This is a genomic window from Buchnera aphidicola (Panaphis juglandis) (genome assembly GCF_964059065.1).
Classification (GTDB): Bacteria; Pseudomonadota; Gammaproteobacteria; order Enterobacterales; family Enterobacteriaceae; genus Buchnera_L; species Buchnera_L aphidicola_AM.
In genome coordinates this window covers 239,176-258,450 of the sequence record NZ_OZ060378.1, presented here as the reverse complement: position 1 = coordinate 258,450, position 19,275 = coordinate 239,176, and the positions used below count along the sequence as shown (strand labels likewise).

The 19,275-nt window shown below is 23.9% G+C and carries 17 protein-coding genes; 10 read left to right on the top strand and 7 right to left on the bottom strand.

Going from position 1 to position 19,275, the window contains the following annotated elements; translation table 11 throughout:
* Positions 1–25: 25 nt before the first annotated feature.
* Entirely contained in the window at positions 26–637 is a 612-nt protein-coding gene (leuD, locus tag AB4W46_RS01190) for a 3-isopropylmalate dehydratase small subunit (RefSeq protein ID WP_367678348.1), read from the top strand.
* Positions 638–720: 83 nt separating this feature from the next.
* Here leuD and tsaB read toward each other — a convergent pair whose 3' ends face one another.
* The 4 genes from tsaB to zwf form a co-directional block, all read right to left on the bottom strand.
* Positions 721–1,395 (bottom strand): tRNA (adenosine(37)-N6)-threonylcarbamoyltransferase complex dimerization subunit type 1 TsaB, encoded by a 675-nt coding sequence (gene tsaB / locus AB4W46_RS01185; protein WP_367678347.1) that lies wholly within the window; start codon positions 1,393–1,395, stop codon positions 721–723.
* A gap of 31 nt (positions 1,396–1,426) precedes the next feature.
* A complete protein-coding gene (locus AB4W46_RS01180; RefSeq protein WP_367678346.1) occupies positions 1,427–3,034 on the bottom strand; it encodes a TerC family protein in 1,608 nt (535 codons plus the stop codon).
* A gap of 57 nt (positions 3,035–3,091) precedes the next feature.
* Entirely contained in the window at positions 3,092–3,970 is an 879-nt protein-coding gene (gene htpX, locus AB4W46_RS01175; RefSeq protein WP_367678345.1) for a protease HtpX, read from the bottom strand.
* 122 nt (positions 3,971–4,092) lie between these two features.
* Entirely contained in the window at positions 4,093–5,544 is a 1,452-nt protein-coding gene (zwf, locus tag AB4W46_RS01170; RefSeq protein ID WP_367678344.1) for a glucose-6-phosphate dehydrogenase, read from the bottom strand.
* A gap of 256 nt (positions 5,545–5,800) precedes the next feature.
* On the opposite strand from zwf, the gene pyk reads away from it, so the two are divergent.
* Genes pyk through AB4W46_RS01155 form a run of 3 tightly spaced genes read left to right on the top strand, consistent with a single transcriptional unit; the run spans position 5,801 to position 8,865 of the window.
* Positions 5,801–7,267 (top strand): pyruvate kinase, encoded by a 1,467-nt coding sequence (gene pyk, locus AB4W46_RS01165; protein WP_367678343.1) that lies wholly within the window; start codon positions 5,801–5,803, stop codon positions 7,265–7,267.
* Between the two features lie 53 nt (positions 7,268–7,320).
* The gene (gene znuC, locus AB4W46_RS01160; RefSeq protein WP_367678342.1) at positions 7,321–8,037 is read left to right on the top strand and encodes a zinc ABC transporter ATP-binding protein ZnuC; all 717 of its coding nucleotides are present in this window, start codon (positions 7,321–7,323) and stop codon (positions 8,035–8,037) included.
* A gap of 42 nt (positions 8,038–8,079) precedes the next feature.
* A complete protein-coding gene (locus tag AB4W46_RS01155) occupies positions 8,080–8,865 on the top strand; it encodes a metal ABC transporter permease (protein ID WP_367678341.1) in 786 nt (261 codons plus the stop codon).
* 83 nt (positions 8,866–8,948) lie between these two features.
* On the opposite strand, the gene aspS is transcribed toward AB4W46_RS01155, so the two are convergent.
* The 3 genes from aspS to trxB are packed head-to-tail and all read right to left on the bottom strand — an operon-like array spanning position 8,949 to position 11,916.
* Positions 8,949–10,658, bottom strand: coding sequence for an aspartate--tRNA ligase (aspS, locus tag AB4W46_RS01150; RefSeq protein ID WP_367678340.1), 1,710 nt, complete (start codon positions 10,656–10,658; stop codon positions 8,949–8,951).
* A gap of 36 nt (positions 10,659–10,694) precedes the next feature.
* Positions 10,695–10,913, bottom strand: coding sequence for a translation initiation factor IF-1 (gene infA, locus AB4W46_RS01145; protein ID WP_367678339.1), 219 nt, complete (start codon positions 10,911–10,913; stop codon positions 10,695–10,697).
* A gap of 31 nt (positions 10,914–10,944) precedes the next feature.
* The gene (gene trxB, locus AB4W46_RS01140; protein ID WP_367678338.1) at positions 10,945–11,916 is read right to left on the bottom strand and encodes a thioredoxin-disulfide reductase; all 972 of its coding nucleotides are present in this window, start codon (positions 11,914–11,916) and stop codon (positions 10,945–10,947) included.
* Between the two features lie 183 nt (positions 11,917–12,099).
* On the opposite strand from trxB, the gene serS reads away from it, so the two are divergent.
* The 6 genes from serS (at position 12,100) to tpiA (ending at position 19,267) form a co-directional block, all read left to right on the top strand.
* Positions 12,100–13,395 (top strand): serine--tRNA ligase, encoded by a 1,296-nt coding sequence (gene serS, locus AB4W46_RS01135; protein WP_367678337.1) that lies wholly within the window; start codon positions 12,100–12,102, stop codon positions 13,393–13,395.
* A gap of 52 nt (positions 13,396–13,447) precedes the next feature.
* Positions 13,448–14,536 (top strand): 3-phosphoserine/phosphohydroxythreonine transaminase, encoded by a 1,089-nt coding sequence (gene serC / locus AB4W46_RS01130; protein WP_367678336.1) that lies wholly within the window; start codon positions 13,448–13,450, stop codon positions 14,534–14,536.
* 47 nt (positions 14,537–14,583) lie between these two features.
* Positions 14,584–15,879, top strand: coding sequence for a 3-phosphoshikimate 1-carboxyvinyltransferase (gene aroA, locus AB4W46_RS01125; RefSeq protein ID WP_367678335.1), 1,296 nt, complete (start codon positions 14,584–14,586; stop codon positions 15,877–15,879).
* Positions 15,880–15,960: 81 nt separating this feature from the next.
* Positions 15,961–16,638 carry a (d)CMP kinase gene (gene cmk, locus AB4W46_RS01120; protein WP_367678334.1) on the top strand — a complete coding sequence of 226 codons (678 nt, stop codon included), beginning with the start codon at positions 15,961–15,963 and terminating at the stop codon, positions 16,636–16,638.
* 103 nt (positions 16,639–16,741) lie between these two features.
* Positions 16,742–18,367: a 30S ribosomal protein S1 gene (gene rpsA, locus AB4W46_RS01115; protein WP_367678333.1), complete on the top strand. Its 1,626-nt coding sequence runs from the start codon at positions 16,742–16,744 to the stop codon at positions 18,365–18,367.
* Between the two features lie 135 nt (positions 18,368–18,502).
* Positions 18,503–19,267 (top strand): triose-phosphate isomerase, encoded by a 765-nt coding sequence (tpiA, locus tag AB4W46_RS01110; protein WP_367678332.1) that lies wholly within the window; start codon positions 18,503–18,505, stop codon positions 19,265–19,267.
* The last annotated feature ends 8 nt before the right edge of the window (positions 19,268–19,275 follow it).

Genomic DNA, 19,275 nt, shown 5'->3' with positions numbered 1-19,275 from the left:
AATAAAAAGATTTTGGAGTTAAAAATTGCAAAAGTTTATTTCACATACTGGGATTATTGCCCCTTTAAAATTATCAAATGTTGATACAGATGCTATTATACCAAAACAATTTTTACAAAAAATAGAAAAAACTGGTTTTTCAGAAAGCTTATTTTTTAATTGGCGTTTTATTAATGGAAATAAAAATCATATTAATACCAAATTTGTACTTAACGATCCAAATTATCAAAAATCAAGTATACTTATTTCATATGAGAATTTTGGTTGCGGTTCCTCTAGAGAGCATGCTGTTTGGGCTCTTTTAGATTATGGATTTCGTTGTATTATTGCTCCTAGTTTTGCTGATATATTTTATAGTAATAGTTTCAATAATAATCTTTTATTAATTAAATTAAATGAAAATAAAATACATAATATATTTTCTATAATTGATCATAATCCAGGAATTAAATTAAAAATAAATTTACTAGATAATGAAATTATAATCGATAATCAAAAATATAGATTTAATATTGATAATTTTCATCGTTTATTATTAATAAATGGTTTAGACAATATTGATTTAACATTGAAAAAAAAAAATAAAATTGAAAAATATGAAAAAAATATACCAAAGTTTTTTGTAAGTACAAAATAAACTTTTAAAAACATATTATTATAATTAAACTACATATATTTTATTTTATAAATGAAAATATGTAGTTCATTCAAATTGAATTTTTAATAATCAAGATTATTTAAATAGTTTAATTTAATGTTATTTAATGTAAAAAAATTTTTTTTTTGAATTTCAATTATTGTTAAAGGAATTAAATCTTGAGAATGTGATTCTGTAATAGAGATAATATTTAAAAATGGATTATTTTTATTTTTAATATGCATAATACCAGATCCAATAACATTCCAATTTTCTTTTAAATATTCAATTTTATAGTTCATATTTTTTATATTTAATAATTCTTCTTTTCCTTTTTTTTCCCATACATTAAAATCATTTCTAATATACTGTGCCCAATATACTTTTTTTTTATTTGCTAAATTACATACGATAATTTTTTTAAATTTATAACGTCTCCAACACTGTTCTGCTAATATTTTTAACGTTGAAATTCCAATTAATGGAATATTATATGGAATGGATAATCCTTGTGCAATATTTATTCCTAATCTTATACCAGTAAAATTACCAGGACCAGTAGTAAAAGATATAAAATGAAAATCTTTAATTGTAAAATTATTTATTAGTAATAATTTATGAAGAATTTTTAATATGTGTTTTTCGTGATTATAATCACATTTTTTAGATTTGCTTTGAATATTATTTTTATAAAATAATGAGATAGAAGTTTGATGTAATGATGTATCAATTGAGAGGATATTTTTATATATAGTCATAATATTTAATATTTTTATAAAAAGATACGCACTATAATTTATACGTTCTTTTATAATGTTCATAATAGTTGTTATTATTTTTAATAATTCTTATGAGATCAATATGATAATTTTTGACTTCAATAATTTTACATACGAGAGGCGGAATATAAATTAAATCTCCTGGATGAGGAACTTTACCATATTTATCAATTAATAGTCCAGATAAAGAAGAATAGTTTTTATTTTTACATAATAATTGAGGTATTTGTAAAACTTGTCCTAAAGTATGTAAATCAGCATTACCTTTTACTAACCAACTATTTTTCTCAATAGTAATTTCTGGAGTTTCATCAACATCAGGAAATTCACCTGCAATTGCTTCTAAAACATCTAATGGTGTAATTAACCCTTGAATTACACCAAAACTATTAGCAACAATTACAAAACTTCCTTTGGATTGTCTTAATATTGTAATTAAATTAATTGGATCTAGTGTATCTAATACAATAATGGGTGGGTTTTTAGAAGCAAATTTTTCAATTTGTCCAGTGTAATGATCTAAATATACTAATAATTCTTTTGCTCTTACAATTCCAATAATATTATCTAATTCTCCTCTGCATACTGGAAATAAACTATGTGGTGTATCAAGTAGTTTAATTTTTATTTGTTGTGTACTATGTTTTGTATTAATCCATGAAATATCTTTTCTTGGTGTCATTATGCTACGAATAGAACGAGCGGATAGTGTTAAAATACTTTTAATCATATATTTTTCATCATCATGAAAATTTTCTTTTGTTTCATGTGTAATATTTTTAAGATTTTTATCGTAATTATTATTGTATTTGTATAAAAATTTTTTTGGTTGAATGTGATTTTTTTTATTTATTAATCTAAAAATAATTTCAGTCACACGCTGTCGAATTGGTTTTAAAGATTCATTTTTATTCACATTGTACAATGTTACTTGATTAAAGCATTCAATTAACATGGAAAAACCTATTGATACATAAATATATCCCTTAGGTATATATATACCGAAAGATTCTGATACTAAACTTAATCCAATCATTAACAAAAAACTTAGACATAAAACTACAATAGTTTTATGTAAATTAATGAACTTTGTTAGTGGCTTTGATGCTAAAAACATTAAAATAGTAGCAATTATTACTGCAAGCATCATAATAAATAATTTATTTACCATACCTACTGCAGTAATAACAGAATCTAGTGAAAAAATTACATCTAAAACTACAATTTGAATAATAATGACCCAAAAACCAGAATAATTTTTATTGCTTTGTTGATGATTAGTTCTTCCTTCTAGTTTTTCATGTAGTTCAATAGTAGATTTAAATAATAAAAATAAACCTCCTGACAATAATATTAAATCACGACCAGATAAATTAAAATATTTATTATTAAAAATAGGGTGAGTTAATGTAATAATCCAAGATATCGTAGACAATAAAATTAATCGCATTGTTAAAGACAATCCTAATCCAACAACACGCGCCTTATCTCTTTTATTTGGGGGGAGTTTTTCAGACAAAATTGCAATAAATATTAAATTATCAATACCTAATACAATTTCTAATATAATTAATGTTAATAATCCAAGATAAGTTTCTGGATTTAATAAAAATGACATTAAGAACCCCGTTCAAAATAATTCATGTATTCAATTTTGTTAAATATAATTTTTATATTATGCATATGATTTTTTATGTAATGCATTAATTCGATCTTGAACTGGAGGATGTGAAGAAAATAAATTATAAAACGATTTTGATTGACCATTTATACAGTATGTTTTAATTTCTTCTGCTGTTTGTGGTTCAGTTACTTTTTTAAATTGTATTAATAAACAAAGCATTTTATCCCACCCAATACGTTTTGCAGCATCTGCATCAGCTCGAAATTCACGATATCTTGAAAATGACATTACGATCACGCTTGCTATCATTCCAAATAATGCTTGTAAAAAAATTGAAGCAACATAATTAATAAAAAAACCATAAGCTCGAACATAATTTGATCTTCTATGTTGAGATAAAAAATGAACAATGGATCTTGAAATAAATGTAGATATAAAAAATACAAATGTATTTATAACTCCTTGTAATAAAGCTAAAGTTACCATATCACCATTAACAATATGACTCATTTCATGTGAAATCACTGCTTGAATATTTTCTTTATTTAAATTATTTAATAAACCAGTAGATAATGCAATTAAAGAACTATTTTTACTATAACCTGTAGCAAATGCATTTACTGATTGTGTATGATAAATAGCAACTTCTGGTGTTTGAATTCCTAACTGACTAGCTTGATATCTTACAACATCTAATATCCAAGCCTCCATGGAATTACGTGGTCGATAAATAATTTGACCGTTTACAGATTTTAATGCTGACCATTTTGACAAAATTAATGATGTAATTGATCCACTAACACCAACAATAGATGAAAGAACCATTAAAGCTTTAATGCTATTAGATTTCATACCTGTTAAAAACAATACTGTCCCGAACATAAACATAACAGATAAGTTAGTAAGTAAAAATAAAATAACACGTATCATATGACTCATTTTCCTCTATTTACAATGAATCTTAATGTGATGTTTAAAAATATAAAAAAATCATGAAAATGAATATATTGAAATATTAATACAATTTTTTAATATTCATGTGTTTCGAAAAGTTATTTAGTATGATAATTTTTATCTTGATTTTTATATAATTTTGGACCACATGTTCCAGATGGATATAATGTTGGATGTATTTTATGTTTATTCCATAAATTAATTATAGAATCAATCCATGTCCATGAAGCTTCGATTTCTTCTCGAGAAACAAATAATGATTGATCATTTTTCATAACTTCTAGTAATAATCGTTCATATGCATCCGTAATATTTTTTTGGAAAATATCTGTGTAATTAAATTTTAAATGAGTTGGTTGAAACTGATATTTATTATTTATGTCAGGAGTTTTATTTAAAAATTGTATCTCTAATCCTTCATTAGGTTGCAATTTTATTTTTAATATATTACACATATTAATTTTATTAATATTAAATATTGAATTAGGAATATGATTCAAATATATAATAATTTCTGATTTTTTTTCTGAAAGACGTTTTCCTGTTTTTAAATAAAAAGGTACATTTTTCCATATTGGATGATCAATATATGTTTTAATAGATACAAATGTTTCGGTATTACTACTTTTTTTTGATCCTAGCTCTTCAAGATAACCAGGTACATTTTTATCATCAACAATTCCAGAAGTGTATTGTCCTCTTATTGTATCTATATGAATATTTTCTGAATTTATACTACGCAATGATTTTAATATTTTTATTTTTTCTTTTCTAATATATTTAGATTTTAGTTCTTTTGGAATTGACATAGTAAGTAAACTTAATATTTGCAATAAATGATTTTGAATCATATCTCTTGTTTGACCAATATTATCAAAGTATTCCCATCGACCCTCAATACCTACTTTTTCTTCTACAGTAATTTTAACACATTTAATATATTTATAGCTCCAAATATGATAGAATAGTGGGTTTGCAAAACGTAATATTAATAAATTTAATATTGTTTCTTTTCCAAGATAATGATCAATACGAAATATTTGTTTTTCCTGAAAATAAATTCCTAGTTTATGATGAATATTTTTACATGAACTTAATGATGTTCCAATTGGTTTTTCTACAATAATTCGATTTGGATGATGATTAAATTTAATTTTCCCTAAACCAGAACAAATACTATTAAAAGTATTTGGAGGTACTGCAAAATAATAAATTTTTATACTTAATGTTTGGGATAATATTTTTCTTAATTGTGAAAAATTTTGTATATTTGTTACATCTAAATTACAGAATAATAATCTTTTTTTTAAAATATTTAAAGATTTTAAATTAATTTTTTGGAGATAAAGATTTTTTAATAAACTACATGTTTTATTAATATAATCACTGTGATTCCATTCTGCTCTTCCTACACCAATAATTCGTGTTTTATCATGTAATAATTTTTTTTGTTCTAATTCATATAATGCTGGTATTAATTTCTTACATGATAAATCACCTTTAGCTCCAAATATTACTATATCATATGGTTGAATAATATTATTTTTCACATGTTCCTCATGATGAATTATATTTTTTAAATATTGTATCATACAATTTATTTTTTTTAAAAATTAGTTAATAATATTATAATATTCAAAATATTGTAATATACATATAATGATTATCAATTCAATTTTTTAAAATAAATCAAATATAAATTTTTATAAAATATTTTATATATTTTAAAAAAAATATATATAATTCATTAAAATATCTAAGTTTATGTTTTGAAAATTTTAATAAATTAATAATATGGTTAATAAAATGAATGAAAATGAATTTAAAAGAACTAAAATTGTCGTAACTTTAGGACCAGTAACAGATTTAGATGATAATCTTGAAAAATCAATTTTAGCTGGTGCAAATGTATTGCGTTTAAATTTTTCTCATGGAACACGAGAAGAACATGAAAGTAGAGCGTATCATGCATGTCAAATCATAAAAAAAATTGGTTCTCATGTTGCTATTTTAGCAGATTTACAAGGACCTAAAATTCGAATTGGAAGTTTTAAAAATCGATACGTTATATTATCTCCTGGAAGTATTTTTACATTAGATGTTAGTTTAGAAAAAAAAAAGGGTGATGAAAAATCAGTAGGAATTGATTATAAAAAAATTGCTTCTGATGTTGTAATAAATGATATACTGTTGCTTGATGATGGTCGTATACAATTACAAGTACTAAAAGTATATGATACAAGAATTATTACTCGTGTTTTATTAGGAGGTAAATTATCAAATAATAAAGGTGTCAATAAATTAGGTGGGGGGTTATCTGCAAAATCTTTAACTAAGAAAGATAAACAAGATATCATTACTGCAATTGATATTGGAATAGATTATTTATCAGTATCATTTCCTAGACATCCAAGAGATTTAATGATGGTTAGAGAATTAGCTCATGCTTTAGGAAGCAATGCAAAAATAGTAGCTAAAATAGAACGAGCAGAAGTTGTAAATAACATTGATGTCATGAAAAGTATGATTTTAGCTTCAGACGCTATTATGGTAGCTAGAGGTGACTTAGGAGTTGAAATTGGTGATCCTCAATTAGTTGGTGTTCAAAAAACATTAATCAAATACGCAAGAAGATTGAATCGTATTGTTATAACAGCAACACAAATGATGGAATCAATGATTAATAATCCTATTCCTACTCGAGCTGAAGTTATGGATGTTGCAAATGCAGTATTAGATGGAACAGATGCAGTTATGCTTTCTGCTGAAACAGCTACAGGTCAATATCCATCAGAAACGGTTCATGCTATGTCTAATATATGTAGGGGTGCAGAAAAAATTCCTAGTATTAGAACTTCTAAACACCGATTAAATTTAATATTTAATGATATTGAAGAAACCACTGCATTATCTGCAATGTATTCTGCAAATCATTTGAATGGAATTAAAGGAATAATTACATTAACTGAATCAGGACATAGTGCATTATTAACATCGAGAATCAGTTCCAGTTTACCAATTTTTGCATTATCTAAACATCAACATGTATTAAATATTGTTGCACTATACAGAGGAGTAATACCTGTTTATTTTAATAGTCAAAATAAAGGATTAAAGGTTGCTCATGACGCAATTCTATTACTTTTAAAAAATCATTTTTTAAGTTTAGGAGATTTAATTGTTATCACTCAAGGTGATATTATGGGAAAAGCAGGAAATACAAACATTCATCGAATCCTAAGAGTACAAAATTGTATGACAACTAAAACATAAAATATATTATTTCTATTGAATAATGAATGTAAATAAAAATTGGTATATCTTTTATGAACGCATTGATTCAAATTAAGAATGTATATGTAAATTTTTCAAAACGTAGCATTCTTTCAAATATATCTTTTAATATAAATTCAAACCAAATTATTACACTAATTGGTCCAAATGGAGCAGGAAAATCAACATTAGTTCGTATTTTATTAGGATTAATCACACCAAATCAAGGTATTGTTAAAAAAATTTCAAATTTAAAAATTGGTTATATTCCACAAAAATTAAATTTTGAAACAAAATTTCCAATATCAGTAATAAAATTTATGCAACTATTAAAAAACACCAAATACCATCATGCTATACATGCATTAAAAAAATCTGGAGTTGAACATTTAAAAAATATGCAGTTACAAAAATTATCTGGAGGTGAAATTCAAAGAGTGTTATTAGCAAGAACACTACTGCATTCTCCTCAATTATTAATCTTGGATGAACCAAATCAAGGTGTTGATGTATCTGGTCAAATTTTATTTTACAAATTAATTCATAAAATAAAACACGAATTATCATGTTCTGTATTTATGGTATCTCATGATTTAAATTTAGTAATGGCTCGTACTGATGAAGTAATATGTTTAAATAATCACATTTGTTGTTCAGGAACACCAAAATCTATTACTAAAAGTAATGAATTTATTTCTATGTTTGGTGAAAATAATTTAAAAGAAATGGCACTATACCAGCATAAACATAATCATATTCATATTTTTTAAATTAATAATACAACCTCATTTATTATCTTGAGTATTTGTAATATGTATAATCATTATTTAATGAGTATTATATTTGGTATTTTATTGTCTTTTTCGTGTGGTATATTAGGATCATTTATTTTCTGGAGAAAAATGGCATCTTTTGGAAATACACTATCACACTCTTCATTATTAGGATTATCAGTTGCATTATTATTACATAGTAATGCATTTGTTTCAGTATTATTATTACTAATTGTATTAACAATCTTAATTGTATGCATAGAACATTTTTCAAAAATATCTCTAGACACTATTTTTAGTATTATTACATACAGCTCATTGTCCATGGGTATGATTATTTTAAATGTTACTTCAAAAGAACATAAAGCTGATTTAACCAAATATTTATTTGGTAATTTATTAAATGTTACTTTTTTGGATACTATAATCATTTCCATGGTAACAATGATCATATTTATTACTACAATGATATTATGGAAAGATATGGTTTCTATGGTAATTAGTTCTGAATTATCTCAAGTAAGTGGTATTAATGTTTTTAAAATGAAATTAATTTTAATGATTACAACTGCATTATTAATTGGAATTACTACACAATTAATAGGTGCATTATTGATTACATCATTACTTGTAATTTCACCAGCAATTGTACAAAATTTCGTTTATTCTCCTGAAACGATGATTATTTACACAATTTTAATTAATATAGTTTCAATATTATTAGGTATTTTTATTACATATTTTTTTAATATTCCAATCAGTCCAATTATTGTATTAATTACATCTATTTTTTTTTTAATCAGTTTAATTATTAATAAAAATTAGTATTATTTATTTTTTAATATAAGATGATTATTTGTGAGATATATTCATGATACAAAATTTTTAAGATTTTAATCACTATACAACTAATATGTAGTATGAGATGGAGATCCTGTCATGAGACAAGTAGCAGTATTGGTTTTTGGAAAAGCAATAACATCTTTAATACTATTGCTATTGGTTAAAAGCATTGTAATTCTATCTAAACCTAAAGCAATACCTGCATGTGGTGGTGTTCCGTATTGTAATGCTTGAAGAAAAAAACCAAATGCTTTATTTTGGTCATCTAAAGAAATATTTAATATTTTAAAAATAGTTTTTTGTATTTCATAATTATGGATACGAACTGAACCTCCACCTATTTCATATCCGTTGATAACTAAATCATACGAGTTGGAAATAGCAATTTCTGGTTGATTTTGTAATGTTATTACATTAATATTTTTAGGAGAGGTAAAAGGGTGATGCATAGCAGATAATCCAAACTGATTTTTTTTAAATAATGGAAAATCAACTATCCAAACTGGTTTCCAAGTATTTTTTTGAATTATATTCATTTCTTTTCCAACTCGTGTGATTAAATTACTAAAAATTTTATTTACTAAATTATTTTCTCCAGAAATAATTATTATTATATCGCCTTCTTCAGAATATATTGTATTAATAATTTCTAACATAATTATTCTATTTAAAATACTTGGTGAACATACAATTTCTTTATTTTCTTTTTTTAAATTTTTTACATAAATGAATGTATAATTAATATTTTGATTTTGATTAATTATTTGAGTATATTGTTTTAATTTTTCTTTTTTTATTTTTTTTATACCATTTGGAATTATTAATGCAGCTGTTCTGATTTTATCAGAATATTTTATTAAATCAGTTGTATCATACATAATGGAATGTTTTATATCAATTAATTTTAACGGATTACGTAAATCTGGTTTATCAGATCCATATTTTTTTATGGATTCACTAAATGATATTACAGGAAATTTTTTTAAATTACAATTAATGATTTTTTTCCATAACATCATAATCATGGATTCCGTTATATCTCGAATTTTAATATCATTTACAAATGCAGCTTCCATATCAATTTGTGTAAATTCGGGTTGACGATCTGATCGTAAATCCTCATCACGAAAACATTTAGCAATTTGGTAATATCGATCTATTCCAGAAATCATTAATAATTGTTTAAATAATTGTGGTGATTGAGGTAATGCATAGTATTTTTTATTATGTATTCTACTTGGAATTATATAATCTTTAGCCCCATCAGGGGTTGATTTTGTCAAAATCGGTGTTTCAATATTTAAAAAACGATGATCATTCATGAAATTCATAATATGATATGTAATATCATTTCTAATTTTTAAATTATTGAATTTTTGATGATTTCTCAAATCTAAATAACGATACTTTAATTTATTTTTATCATCATATTTATTGTTAAAATCTATTGGTAATGTTACTGAATGATTAAAAATCTTTAATTTTTTTACAATAATTTCCAATATACCAGTTTTGATTTTTTCATTTATATTTTTTGATTTTCTTTTTTGTACCATACCAGTTATTTGAACACAAAATTCATTTTTTAATTTTATCGCTTGTTGAAATGAAACATGGTTTTTATAATGAAAAAAAACCTGTATAATTCCTGTACAATCTCTAAGATCAATAAAAATAAAATCACCAAAATTTCTTTTACAATTTACCCAACCACATAATGTAACTTGTGTATTAACGTCTTTTATTGTAATATTTCCACAATATTTTGTACGCATATATTTATTACCTATAAAATATTTTTATAAATATATTTATCGACTTCGAAATATGATTCTTCCCTTAGTTAAATCATATGGAGTAAGTTCAACAGTGACTTTATCTCCAGTTAATATTCGAATATAATTTTTTCTCATTTTTCCAGAAATATGTGCTGTAATAATATGACCATTTTCTAATTGCACTTTAAACATTGTATTTGGTAATGTGTCAATAATATTACCCTGCATTTCAATATTATTTTCTTTAATCATAGTTTTTCCCAATTTTTATTTATAATAGAATTTAATTAATTAAGTTCAAAGTATTTAAATATTTCTCTGCATCTATAGCAGCCATACAACCGCTTGCAGAAGCAGTGATAGCTTGTTTATAAACATGATCCACTACATCCCCAGCTGCAAAAATATTAGGTATGTTTGTTTGTGTACTACTATGTGAGTTATGCTTATATACTTTAATATATTCATTATCCATATCAATAATATTTTTAAAAATTTTAGTATTTGGTATATTTCCAATAGCAATAAATAATCCAGAAATAAAAAGAATTTTTTTTAAATTCTCGTTATTTGTATGACTAATTTCAATTTCTGATAATTGAGGTTTAGTATCAAAAATATTTGTAATTGTATAATTTGTATACAAAATAATTTTTTTAAGTTTAATTTTTTTGTATAATTGATTCATTAATATTTTTTCTGCTGTAAATTTTTCCCTTCTGTGTATTAAATAAACTACATTAACAATTTTTGATAAATACAATGCTTCTTCTACTGCTGTATTACCTCCTCCAACAACAGCAACATCTTTATTTTTGTAAAAAAAACCATCACATGTTGCGCATGTCGAAATTCCTTTTCCAAGGAATTTTTTTTCTGACTGAATATTTAAATAACGTGGGGATGATCCAGTAGCAATTATAATAGAATAACTAAAATATTTATTTTTTTCACAATTTAATTCTATGATATTTTTAGAAATTTTAATCTTTAATACTTGATCAAAAACAACATTTGTATTGAAAAATTTTACATGATTTTCCATATTTTCCATTAATTTTATACCAGAAATATTATTAAATGTTCCAGGCCAATTTTCAATGTTTGTTGTTTTAGTTAATTGTCCACCTTTGTTTAGTCCTGTAATTAATAAAGGATTTAAATTTGCTCTTGCTGCATATATAGCAGACGTATACCCTGCAGGACCAGAACCAATAATAACAATTTTATGTATTAATGGATTTTTTTTTTTCATGGTATATTACTCATTGCATAATAAAAGATAATTTAATTATAAATAAAATATAAAAATATTTTTATATAAATTATTAGATATTCAATAAATTAATAATAATTAAATTATTAAAAATAATTAATAATAATTATATAATTTATAATTATATATTCTACATTAATGATATCAATAAAATTTAAAAATATGATTGATCCATATTTATTACGCTATAAAATTCAATTTATTGAAAAAAAATTATATCACCGTGGTTTTAAATTAGATACTATAAAATTTAATAATTTAGAAAAAAAACGTAAAATACTACAGATTACTGTTGAAAATTTAAGAACACAATATAAAAAATTATCTTTATTGATTGGAAATCTCAAAAAGAAAAATAAAAATTGTGATTATGAAACAGTACAAGTGGAGAAAGTTAAAAAACAATTAACAAAAAAAGAAGAAATATTAAAGAAAATTCAGAATGATATGAAGATTTTTATATCTAAAATACCAAATATAGCTGATGATACAGTTCCTATTGGAAGTAATTCTTGTAATAATCAAAATATAATATATTGGGGAAATATTAAAAAATATGATTTTCATGTACAGGATCATGTTACTTTAGGTAATAATATAAATGGTTTTGATTGGTATGCTGCAAGTAAAATATCTGGCTCTCGTTTTGTAATCATGAAAAATAAAATAGCACGTTTACATCGTGTACTGAGTCAATTTATGTTAGATGTACATACCATTAATCATGGATATTCAGAGATTTATCTTCCATATTTAGTAAATCATGAAAGTATGTATGGAGCTGGTCAATTACCAAAATTTAAAAAAGAAATTTTTTATGTTTCTACGTTACATAAAAATAAAAATAATCATAAATATATTTTAATTCCAACTTCAGAGGTTCCATTAACTAATTTATTTAAAAATCAGGTACTTAAAGAAAATGATTTACCCATCATGTTAACTGCATATTCTCCATGTTTTAGAGCAGAAAATTTATCATACGGAAAAGATTCTCGTGGATTAATTAGAATGCATCAATTTGATAAAGTAGAAATTTTTCAAATCACAACACCTGAAAAATCTATGAAAAGTTTAGAAATATTAACTCTTCATGCAGAAGAAATATTAAAATTATTAAAGTTACCATATAGAAAAGTATTATTGTGTACACAAGAAATGGGTTTTTCTTCTTCTAAAACATATGATTTAGAAGTATGGTTCCCATCACAAAATAAGTATCGAGAAATTTCTTCTTGTTCTAATATGTCGGATTTTCAATCCCGTCGTGTAAAAACAAAATATTTTCAAATGCATAGCAATAAAAAAAATTTTGTGCATACTATTAATGGTTCTGGATTAGCTGTTGGAAGAACATTAGCTGCTATTTTAGAAAATTATCAAAATCATGATGGTAGTATTGAAATACCAGAAATATTAAGAGATAAGTATATGAATGGATTAAAATATATTAATTAGTATTTTAATGAAAATTTTAGTTTAATTTTTCAGTCGTGAAATGAAAAACCATATGAAAAATATAATATATAATTTTAGCGCTGGTCCAGCTATGTTACCTAAAGAAGTTTTGGTGAATGTAAAAAAAGATTTTTTAAATTGGGATAATATTGGAACATCAGTTATAGAAATTAGTCATAGAAGTCAAGAATTTTCAAAAATTATAAAAAATACAGAAAATGATTTAAGAGAATTGTTATCAGTACCAAAAAATTATATTATTTTATTTTGTTCAGGTGGAGCTCGTGGTCAATTTTCTGCAATACCGATGAATTTTCAAAATTCATTTAATATAACGGATTATGTTGATAGCGGTTATTGGTCAAATAGTGCTATGTTAGAAGCAAAAAAATATTGTACAGTAAATCATATTCCTGTAAAGAATAATTATAATGGAATAATTAAAGTCCTACCAATGGAAAAATGGAAATTAAGTAATGAATCATCATACGTACATTACTGTCCTAATGAAACTATTGAAGGAATTGCTATACATGAAGAACCATTTTTTGAAAAAAAAACGATTATTGGTGATTTTTCTTCTTCATTATTATCTCGTAAAATTAATATTAATAGGTACAGTTTTATTTATGCAAGCGCTCAAAAAAACCTAGGACCCTCTGGTATTACTGTTATTATTATGAAAAAAAACATGTTACAATCAAGTCAACCATTTACACCATCAATATTAAATTATAAAACAATATTTATGCACCAATCTATGTTTAATACTCCTGTAACATTTTCATGGTATGTAATGAGTTTAGTATTAAAATGGATGAAAAAAAAAGGTGGGGTTGATTATTTTGAAAAAAATAATCAAAAAAAATCAAAATTACTATATCAAAAAATTGATAATAGTGAATTTTATATTAATCGAATTCATAAAAAAAATCGTTCATGGATGAACGTTATTTTTAATTTGTATGATGAAAAATTGAATGAAAAATTTTTAACAGAAGCTCATAAATATGGTCTAAAGTTTTTAAAAGGACATAAAATTATTGGTGGTTTTCGAGCTTCAATATATAACGCTATGCCAATGTCAGGGGTAAAAAAGCTTATTAAATTTATGAGTAATTTTGAAAAAAAATTTGGATAGTATACTCTAATAACATGAGATATAAATTTAATACTTAAGGCAATAATATGTGTAATTGCATTACTTTGAAACCAATATCATATGTACAAGGTGAGATTATTTTACCAGGTTCAAAAAGTATTTCTAATCGAGTATTATTAATGTCTGCATTAGCATCAGGAAAAACATATTTAAAAAATTTATTATGTAGTGATGACAGTAATTATATGTTAAATGCATTAAAACAGCTAGGTGTAAAATATAAAAGATCAATTAAAAATCAAGATTTGGAAATCCATGGCTGTGAAAATAATTTTATATATGAAAATAATACAGTACTATTTCTTGGAAACGCTGGTACTGCTGTAAGACCATTAATTTCAGTTTTATCATTGATGAATAAAGAAATTATTATTACTGGTGATGAAAGGATGAAAGAAAGACCAATTCATGATCTTGTTCATGCTTTACATCAGGGTGGAAGTATAATTAAATATTTAAAAAAAAAACACTATCTTCCTATTTGTATTCATGGAGGTTTTACTGGTGGTAACATTACTATTAAAAGTAATACTTCAAGTCAATTTTTAACATCACTATTAATAGCTTCTCCTTTATCAAAGAAGGATACCACTATTAGTGTTCCAGATGTATTAATTTCTATCCCATATATCGATATAACATTAAAATTATTAGATAATTTCGGAATAATTATCGAAAATAATCAATACAAAAAGTTTTATATTCCTGGTAATCAAAGATATAAATCACCTGGAACTTATGATATAGAAGGAGATGCTTCATCAGCAACATATTTTATTGCTGCTGCTGCTATTAAAGGAAAGTGTATTAGAATTTATGGAATAACTAAAAATAGTATACAAGGAGATATTCAATTCATAAAAATTGCAAAAAAGATGGGTGCAATAATTACTTTTGGAAAAAATTATATAGAATGTAAAAAAGGAAAATTAATAGGAATTGACTTAGATGCCAATCATATTCCAGATGCAGCTATGACGATTGCAATTCTTGCATTGTTTACAGAAGACGGTTCTCCAACAACAATTCGTAATATTGAAAGCTGGAGAGTAAAAGAAACAGATCGGTTATATGCTATGTCTACAGAGCTTAGAAAAGTTGGAGCAGTGGTTCATGAAGGTCAAGATTTCATTAAAATTTTTCCTCCAAAAAAATTTATTCCTTCTAAAATTCATACTTATAATGATCATCGTATGGCAATGTGTTTTTCTTTAATTGCATTATCTGATGCTTCTGTTACAATTATGAATCCACAATGTGTTTCAAAAACATTTCCAGAATATTTTAAAATATTTAATAAAATTAGTATTATGAATAAATAAAAATTTTTAATTATAGTCATAATGGGTATTGTTAATTTTCTTAAAATAATATAATAGATATATTTTATATGAGAATTATAGATGATTAAATTGCCACCTGTAATTACAATAGATGGACCAAGTGGTTCTGGAAAAAGTGTATTATCCAAAGAATTGTCTAAATATTTAAATTGGTATCATTTAGAATCTGGAATGATTTATAGAATATTTGCATGTTTATTTTTACAAAAAAAATCATTAATTTTAAAAAAAAATTTAATAATAGCTTTTAAAAATTTAGAAAACCACTTTATTTATAAAAAGGGAGCAATAAAAAAATTAATTAATAAAAATTTTAAATATAATTATATTATTTCTAATAATATAACGTATACTGCATCTAAATTAGCTACTATAAAATATGTTCGTAAAAATTTATTAAATAAACAAAGATTATTTCGACAATCACCTGGATTGATTACAAATGGTCGTGATATGGGAACCATTGTATTTCCTGATGCTATATTAAAATTTTTTTTAAAAGCAGAATTAAAATGTCGCGTTCAGCGTAGATTATATGAATTAAAAAAAAGGGGGTTTCAAATAAATTTTCAAGATATATTTTTACAAATGAAACATCGAGATGATCGTGATACAAATAGATCATATGCACCTTTACAACCATCAAAAAATGCCATTATAATAGATTCTAGTAAAATGACTTTTAAAGAAGTATTACACATTGCAATAAAACATATAAAAAAAAATCAATATATTTAATACTTATCCCCTCTATAATTAGGATGATTATAGAAAATATCAACACATATTATTTAACATGATGTTAAATAAATGTATAATTACATGAATTATAAATATTTATATGAATGAATCATTTTCACACTTGTTTGAAGAATCTTTAAAAAAGATTAAAACACAGACTGGATCCATTATTTCTGGAACTGTAATTTCAATCACACAAGATTCAGTATTAATTGATTCTGGATTAAAATCAGAATCGTATGTTCCAATAGAACAATTTAAAAATAAATATGGGGCATTAGAGGTTAATGTTGGTGATAAAGTTGATGTTGCATTAGATGCAATAGAAGATGGATTTGGAGAAACAGTTTTATCAAGAGAAAAAGCAAAAAAACATGAGTCATGGATTAAATTAGAAAAAGCACATGAAAAATGCAAAACCGTATTTGGAGTTGTTAGTGGTAAAGTTAAAGGTGGTTTTACTGTTGAATTAGACGATTTACGTGCATTTTTACCTGGATCTTTAGTGGATGTGAGACCAGTAAAAGATACTCATCATCTTGAAGGAAAAGAATTAGAATTTAAAGTCATTAAATTAGATCAAAAAAGAAATAATGTTGTTGTTTCAAGAAAAGCTGTCATTGAATCAGAAACAAGCGCTGAAAGAGATCAGCTATTATTAAATTTACAAGAAGGAATAAAAATCAAGGGTATTATAAAAAACTTGACTGATTATGGAGCTTTTGTTGATTTAGGGGGAGTAGATGGATTACTACATATTACAGATATGGCTTGGAAGCGTGTTAAACACCCAAGTGATATTGTAAATATTGGCGATGAAATTATAGTAAAAATATTAAAATTTGATCGAGAAAACACTAGAGTATCATTGGGTTTAAAACAATTAAGTGATGATCCTTGGAATTCTATTTTAGAACGGTATTTTGAGGGTAAAAAAGTTAATGGTCGAGTAACAAATCTAACAGATTATGGTTGTTTTGTTGAAATTGAAGAAGGTATAGAAGGACTAGTACATATTTCAGAAATGGATTGGACTAATAAAAATATTCATCCTACCAAAGTTGTTAATGTTAAGGATAAAGTACAAGTTATGATTTTAGATATTGATGCTGAAAGACGTCGAATTTCTCTTGGTATTAAACAATGTCAACCAAATCCATGGGAACTTTTTTCAAAATTACATCAAAAAAATACTCATGTTTATGGTAGGATTAAATCAATCACTGATTTCGGTATTTTTATCGGATTAGAAGGAGGAATTGATGGTTTAGTACATTTATCAGATATATCCTGGTATAATGTAAATGATAATATTTTAAGTAAATACAAAAAAGGTGACAAAATTTCAGCAGTAGTATTACAAGTAGATCCTGAAAAAGAAAGAATATCATTAGGAATTAAACAACTTACAGAAGATTTCTTCAGTAAATATATCCAAACATATAAAAAAGACGATATTATTCCAGGTCAAATAATATCAATAAAAAATAATATAGCTAATGTACAATTAGGAAAAGATGTATTTGGTATTTTAAATATCAAAAATTCTTCAATTTCCATAAATATTAATGATTGTATAGAATTTAAATTTAATAAATTTGATCGTAAAAATCGAGTAATTCATTTAAATGCATATGAAAATTATAGTAATAAAGAAAATGGTAAAAAATTATTTTTAGAAAAAATAAAAAATGATGTTTTTTTAAAACATGAATTTTTAAAATAATTTAAATAAAATTTTATTGTCATTGTTTTTTATAATATTATGATTCATAATCATTAATTATTGTTCATTTTAATAAAAAAGAAACTAAGATTTGTATATTTTCGTACTTAGTTTCTTAAACTTATGAGGTATTTTTTGAAAAATTTTATTGTTGCTGGAAATTGGAAATTAAATGGAAATCATCATGTAATTTCTATTTTTATGAATCAGTTAAAAACTTTTTTTCATGAAAATCAAATTGTTAATACAATAATTTTTATTCCACCAGTTGTATATTTAAATAGTATTAAAAATATAATACAAAATAAAAATTTTTTTTTAGGTTCTCAAAACGTTGATATACATTTATCTGGATCTTTTACCGGAGAAATTTCTATATGTATGTTAAAAGATATTAATGTTAAATATGTTATTATTGGTCATTCTGAACGGAGAAAATTTCATAATGAAACTAATCGATACATTGCAAATAAGTTAAAAATTATAAAAAAACACAATATTATTCCTATATTGTGTATTGGAGAAAGTATCGAAGAAAAAAAATTAAAAAAATCTGAAATGATTATACGTAATCAAATTGATGATATTTTAAATATTTCTGGTAACAATGCATTTAATGATACCATTATAGCTTATGAACCAATCTGGGCTATTGGAACAGGTAAAAGCGCAAATATTAAGGAAGTAAAAAAAATAAACACTTTTATTAAAAAGTATATTTCTGAAAATAGCAATACAAAATTTAATGAGGTAAAAATACAATATGGAGGTTCAATCAATTCAAATAATATATTAGAGTTTTTTTCAGAAAAATATGTTGATGGTGTTTTAATAGGAAATTCATCATTAATATACGAACAATTTATTAAAATTATAAAACTTACTAATAAAATAAGATAATAAGTTTT

Coding starts and splice junctions, on each gene's coding strand:
- htpX (WP_367678345.1), bottom strand. CDS start 3,970: ATGATACGTGTTATTTTATTTTTACTTACTAACTTATCTGTTATGTTT.
- tsaB (WP_367678347.1), bottom strand. CDS start 1,395: ATGACTATATATAAAAATATCCTCTCAATTGATACATCATTACATCAA.
- aroA (WP_367678335.1), top strand. CDS start 14,584: ATGTGTAATTGCATTACTTTGAAACCAATATCATATGTACAAGGTGAG.
- trxB (WP_367678338.1), bottom strand. CDS start 11,916: ATGAAAAAAAAAAATCCATTAATACATAAAATTGTTATTATTGGTTCT.
- AB4W46_RS01155 (WP_367678341.1), top strand. CDS start 8,080: ATGTATAATCATTATTTAATGAGTATTATATTTGGTATTTTATTGTCT.
- infA (WP_367678339.1), bottom strand. CDS start 10,913: ATGATTAAAGAAAATAATATTGAAATGCAGGGTAATATTATTGACACA.
- aspS (WP_367678340.1), bottom strand. CDS start 10,658: ATGCGTACAAAATATTGTGGAAATATTACAATAAAAGACGTTAATACA.
- serS (WP_367678337.1), top strand. CDS start 12,100: ATGATTGATCCATATTTATTACGCTATAAAATTCAATTTATTGAAAAA.
- AB4W46_RS01180 (WP_367678346.1), bottom strand. CDS start 3,034: ATGTCATTTTTATTAAATCCAGAAACTTATCTTGGATTATTAACATTA.
- cmk (WP_367678334.1), top strand. CDS start 15,961: ATGATTAAATTGCCACCTGTAATTACAATAGATGGACCAAGTGGTTCT.
- rpsA (WP_367678333.1), top strand. CDS start 16,742: ATGAATGAATCATTTTCACACTTGTTTGAAGAATCTTTAAAAAAGATT.
- pyk (WP_367678343.1), top strand. CDS start 5,801: ATGAATGAAAATGAATTTAAAAGAACTAAAATTGTCGTAACTTTAGGA.
- znuC (WP_367678342.1), top strand. CDS start 7,321: ATGAACGCATTGATTCAAATTAAGAATGTATATGTAAATTTTTCAAAA.
- serC (WP_367678336.1), top strand. CDS start 13,448: ATGAAAAATATAATATATAATTTTAGCGCTGGTCCAGCTATGTTACCT.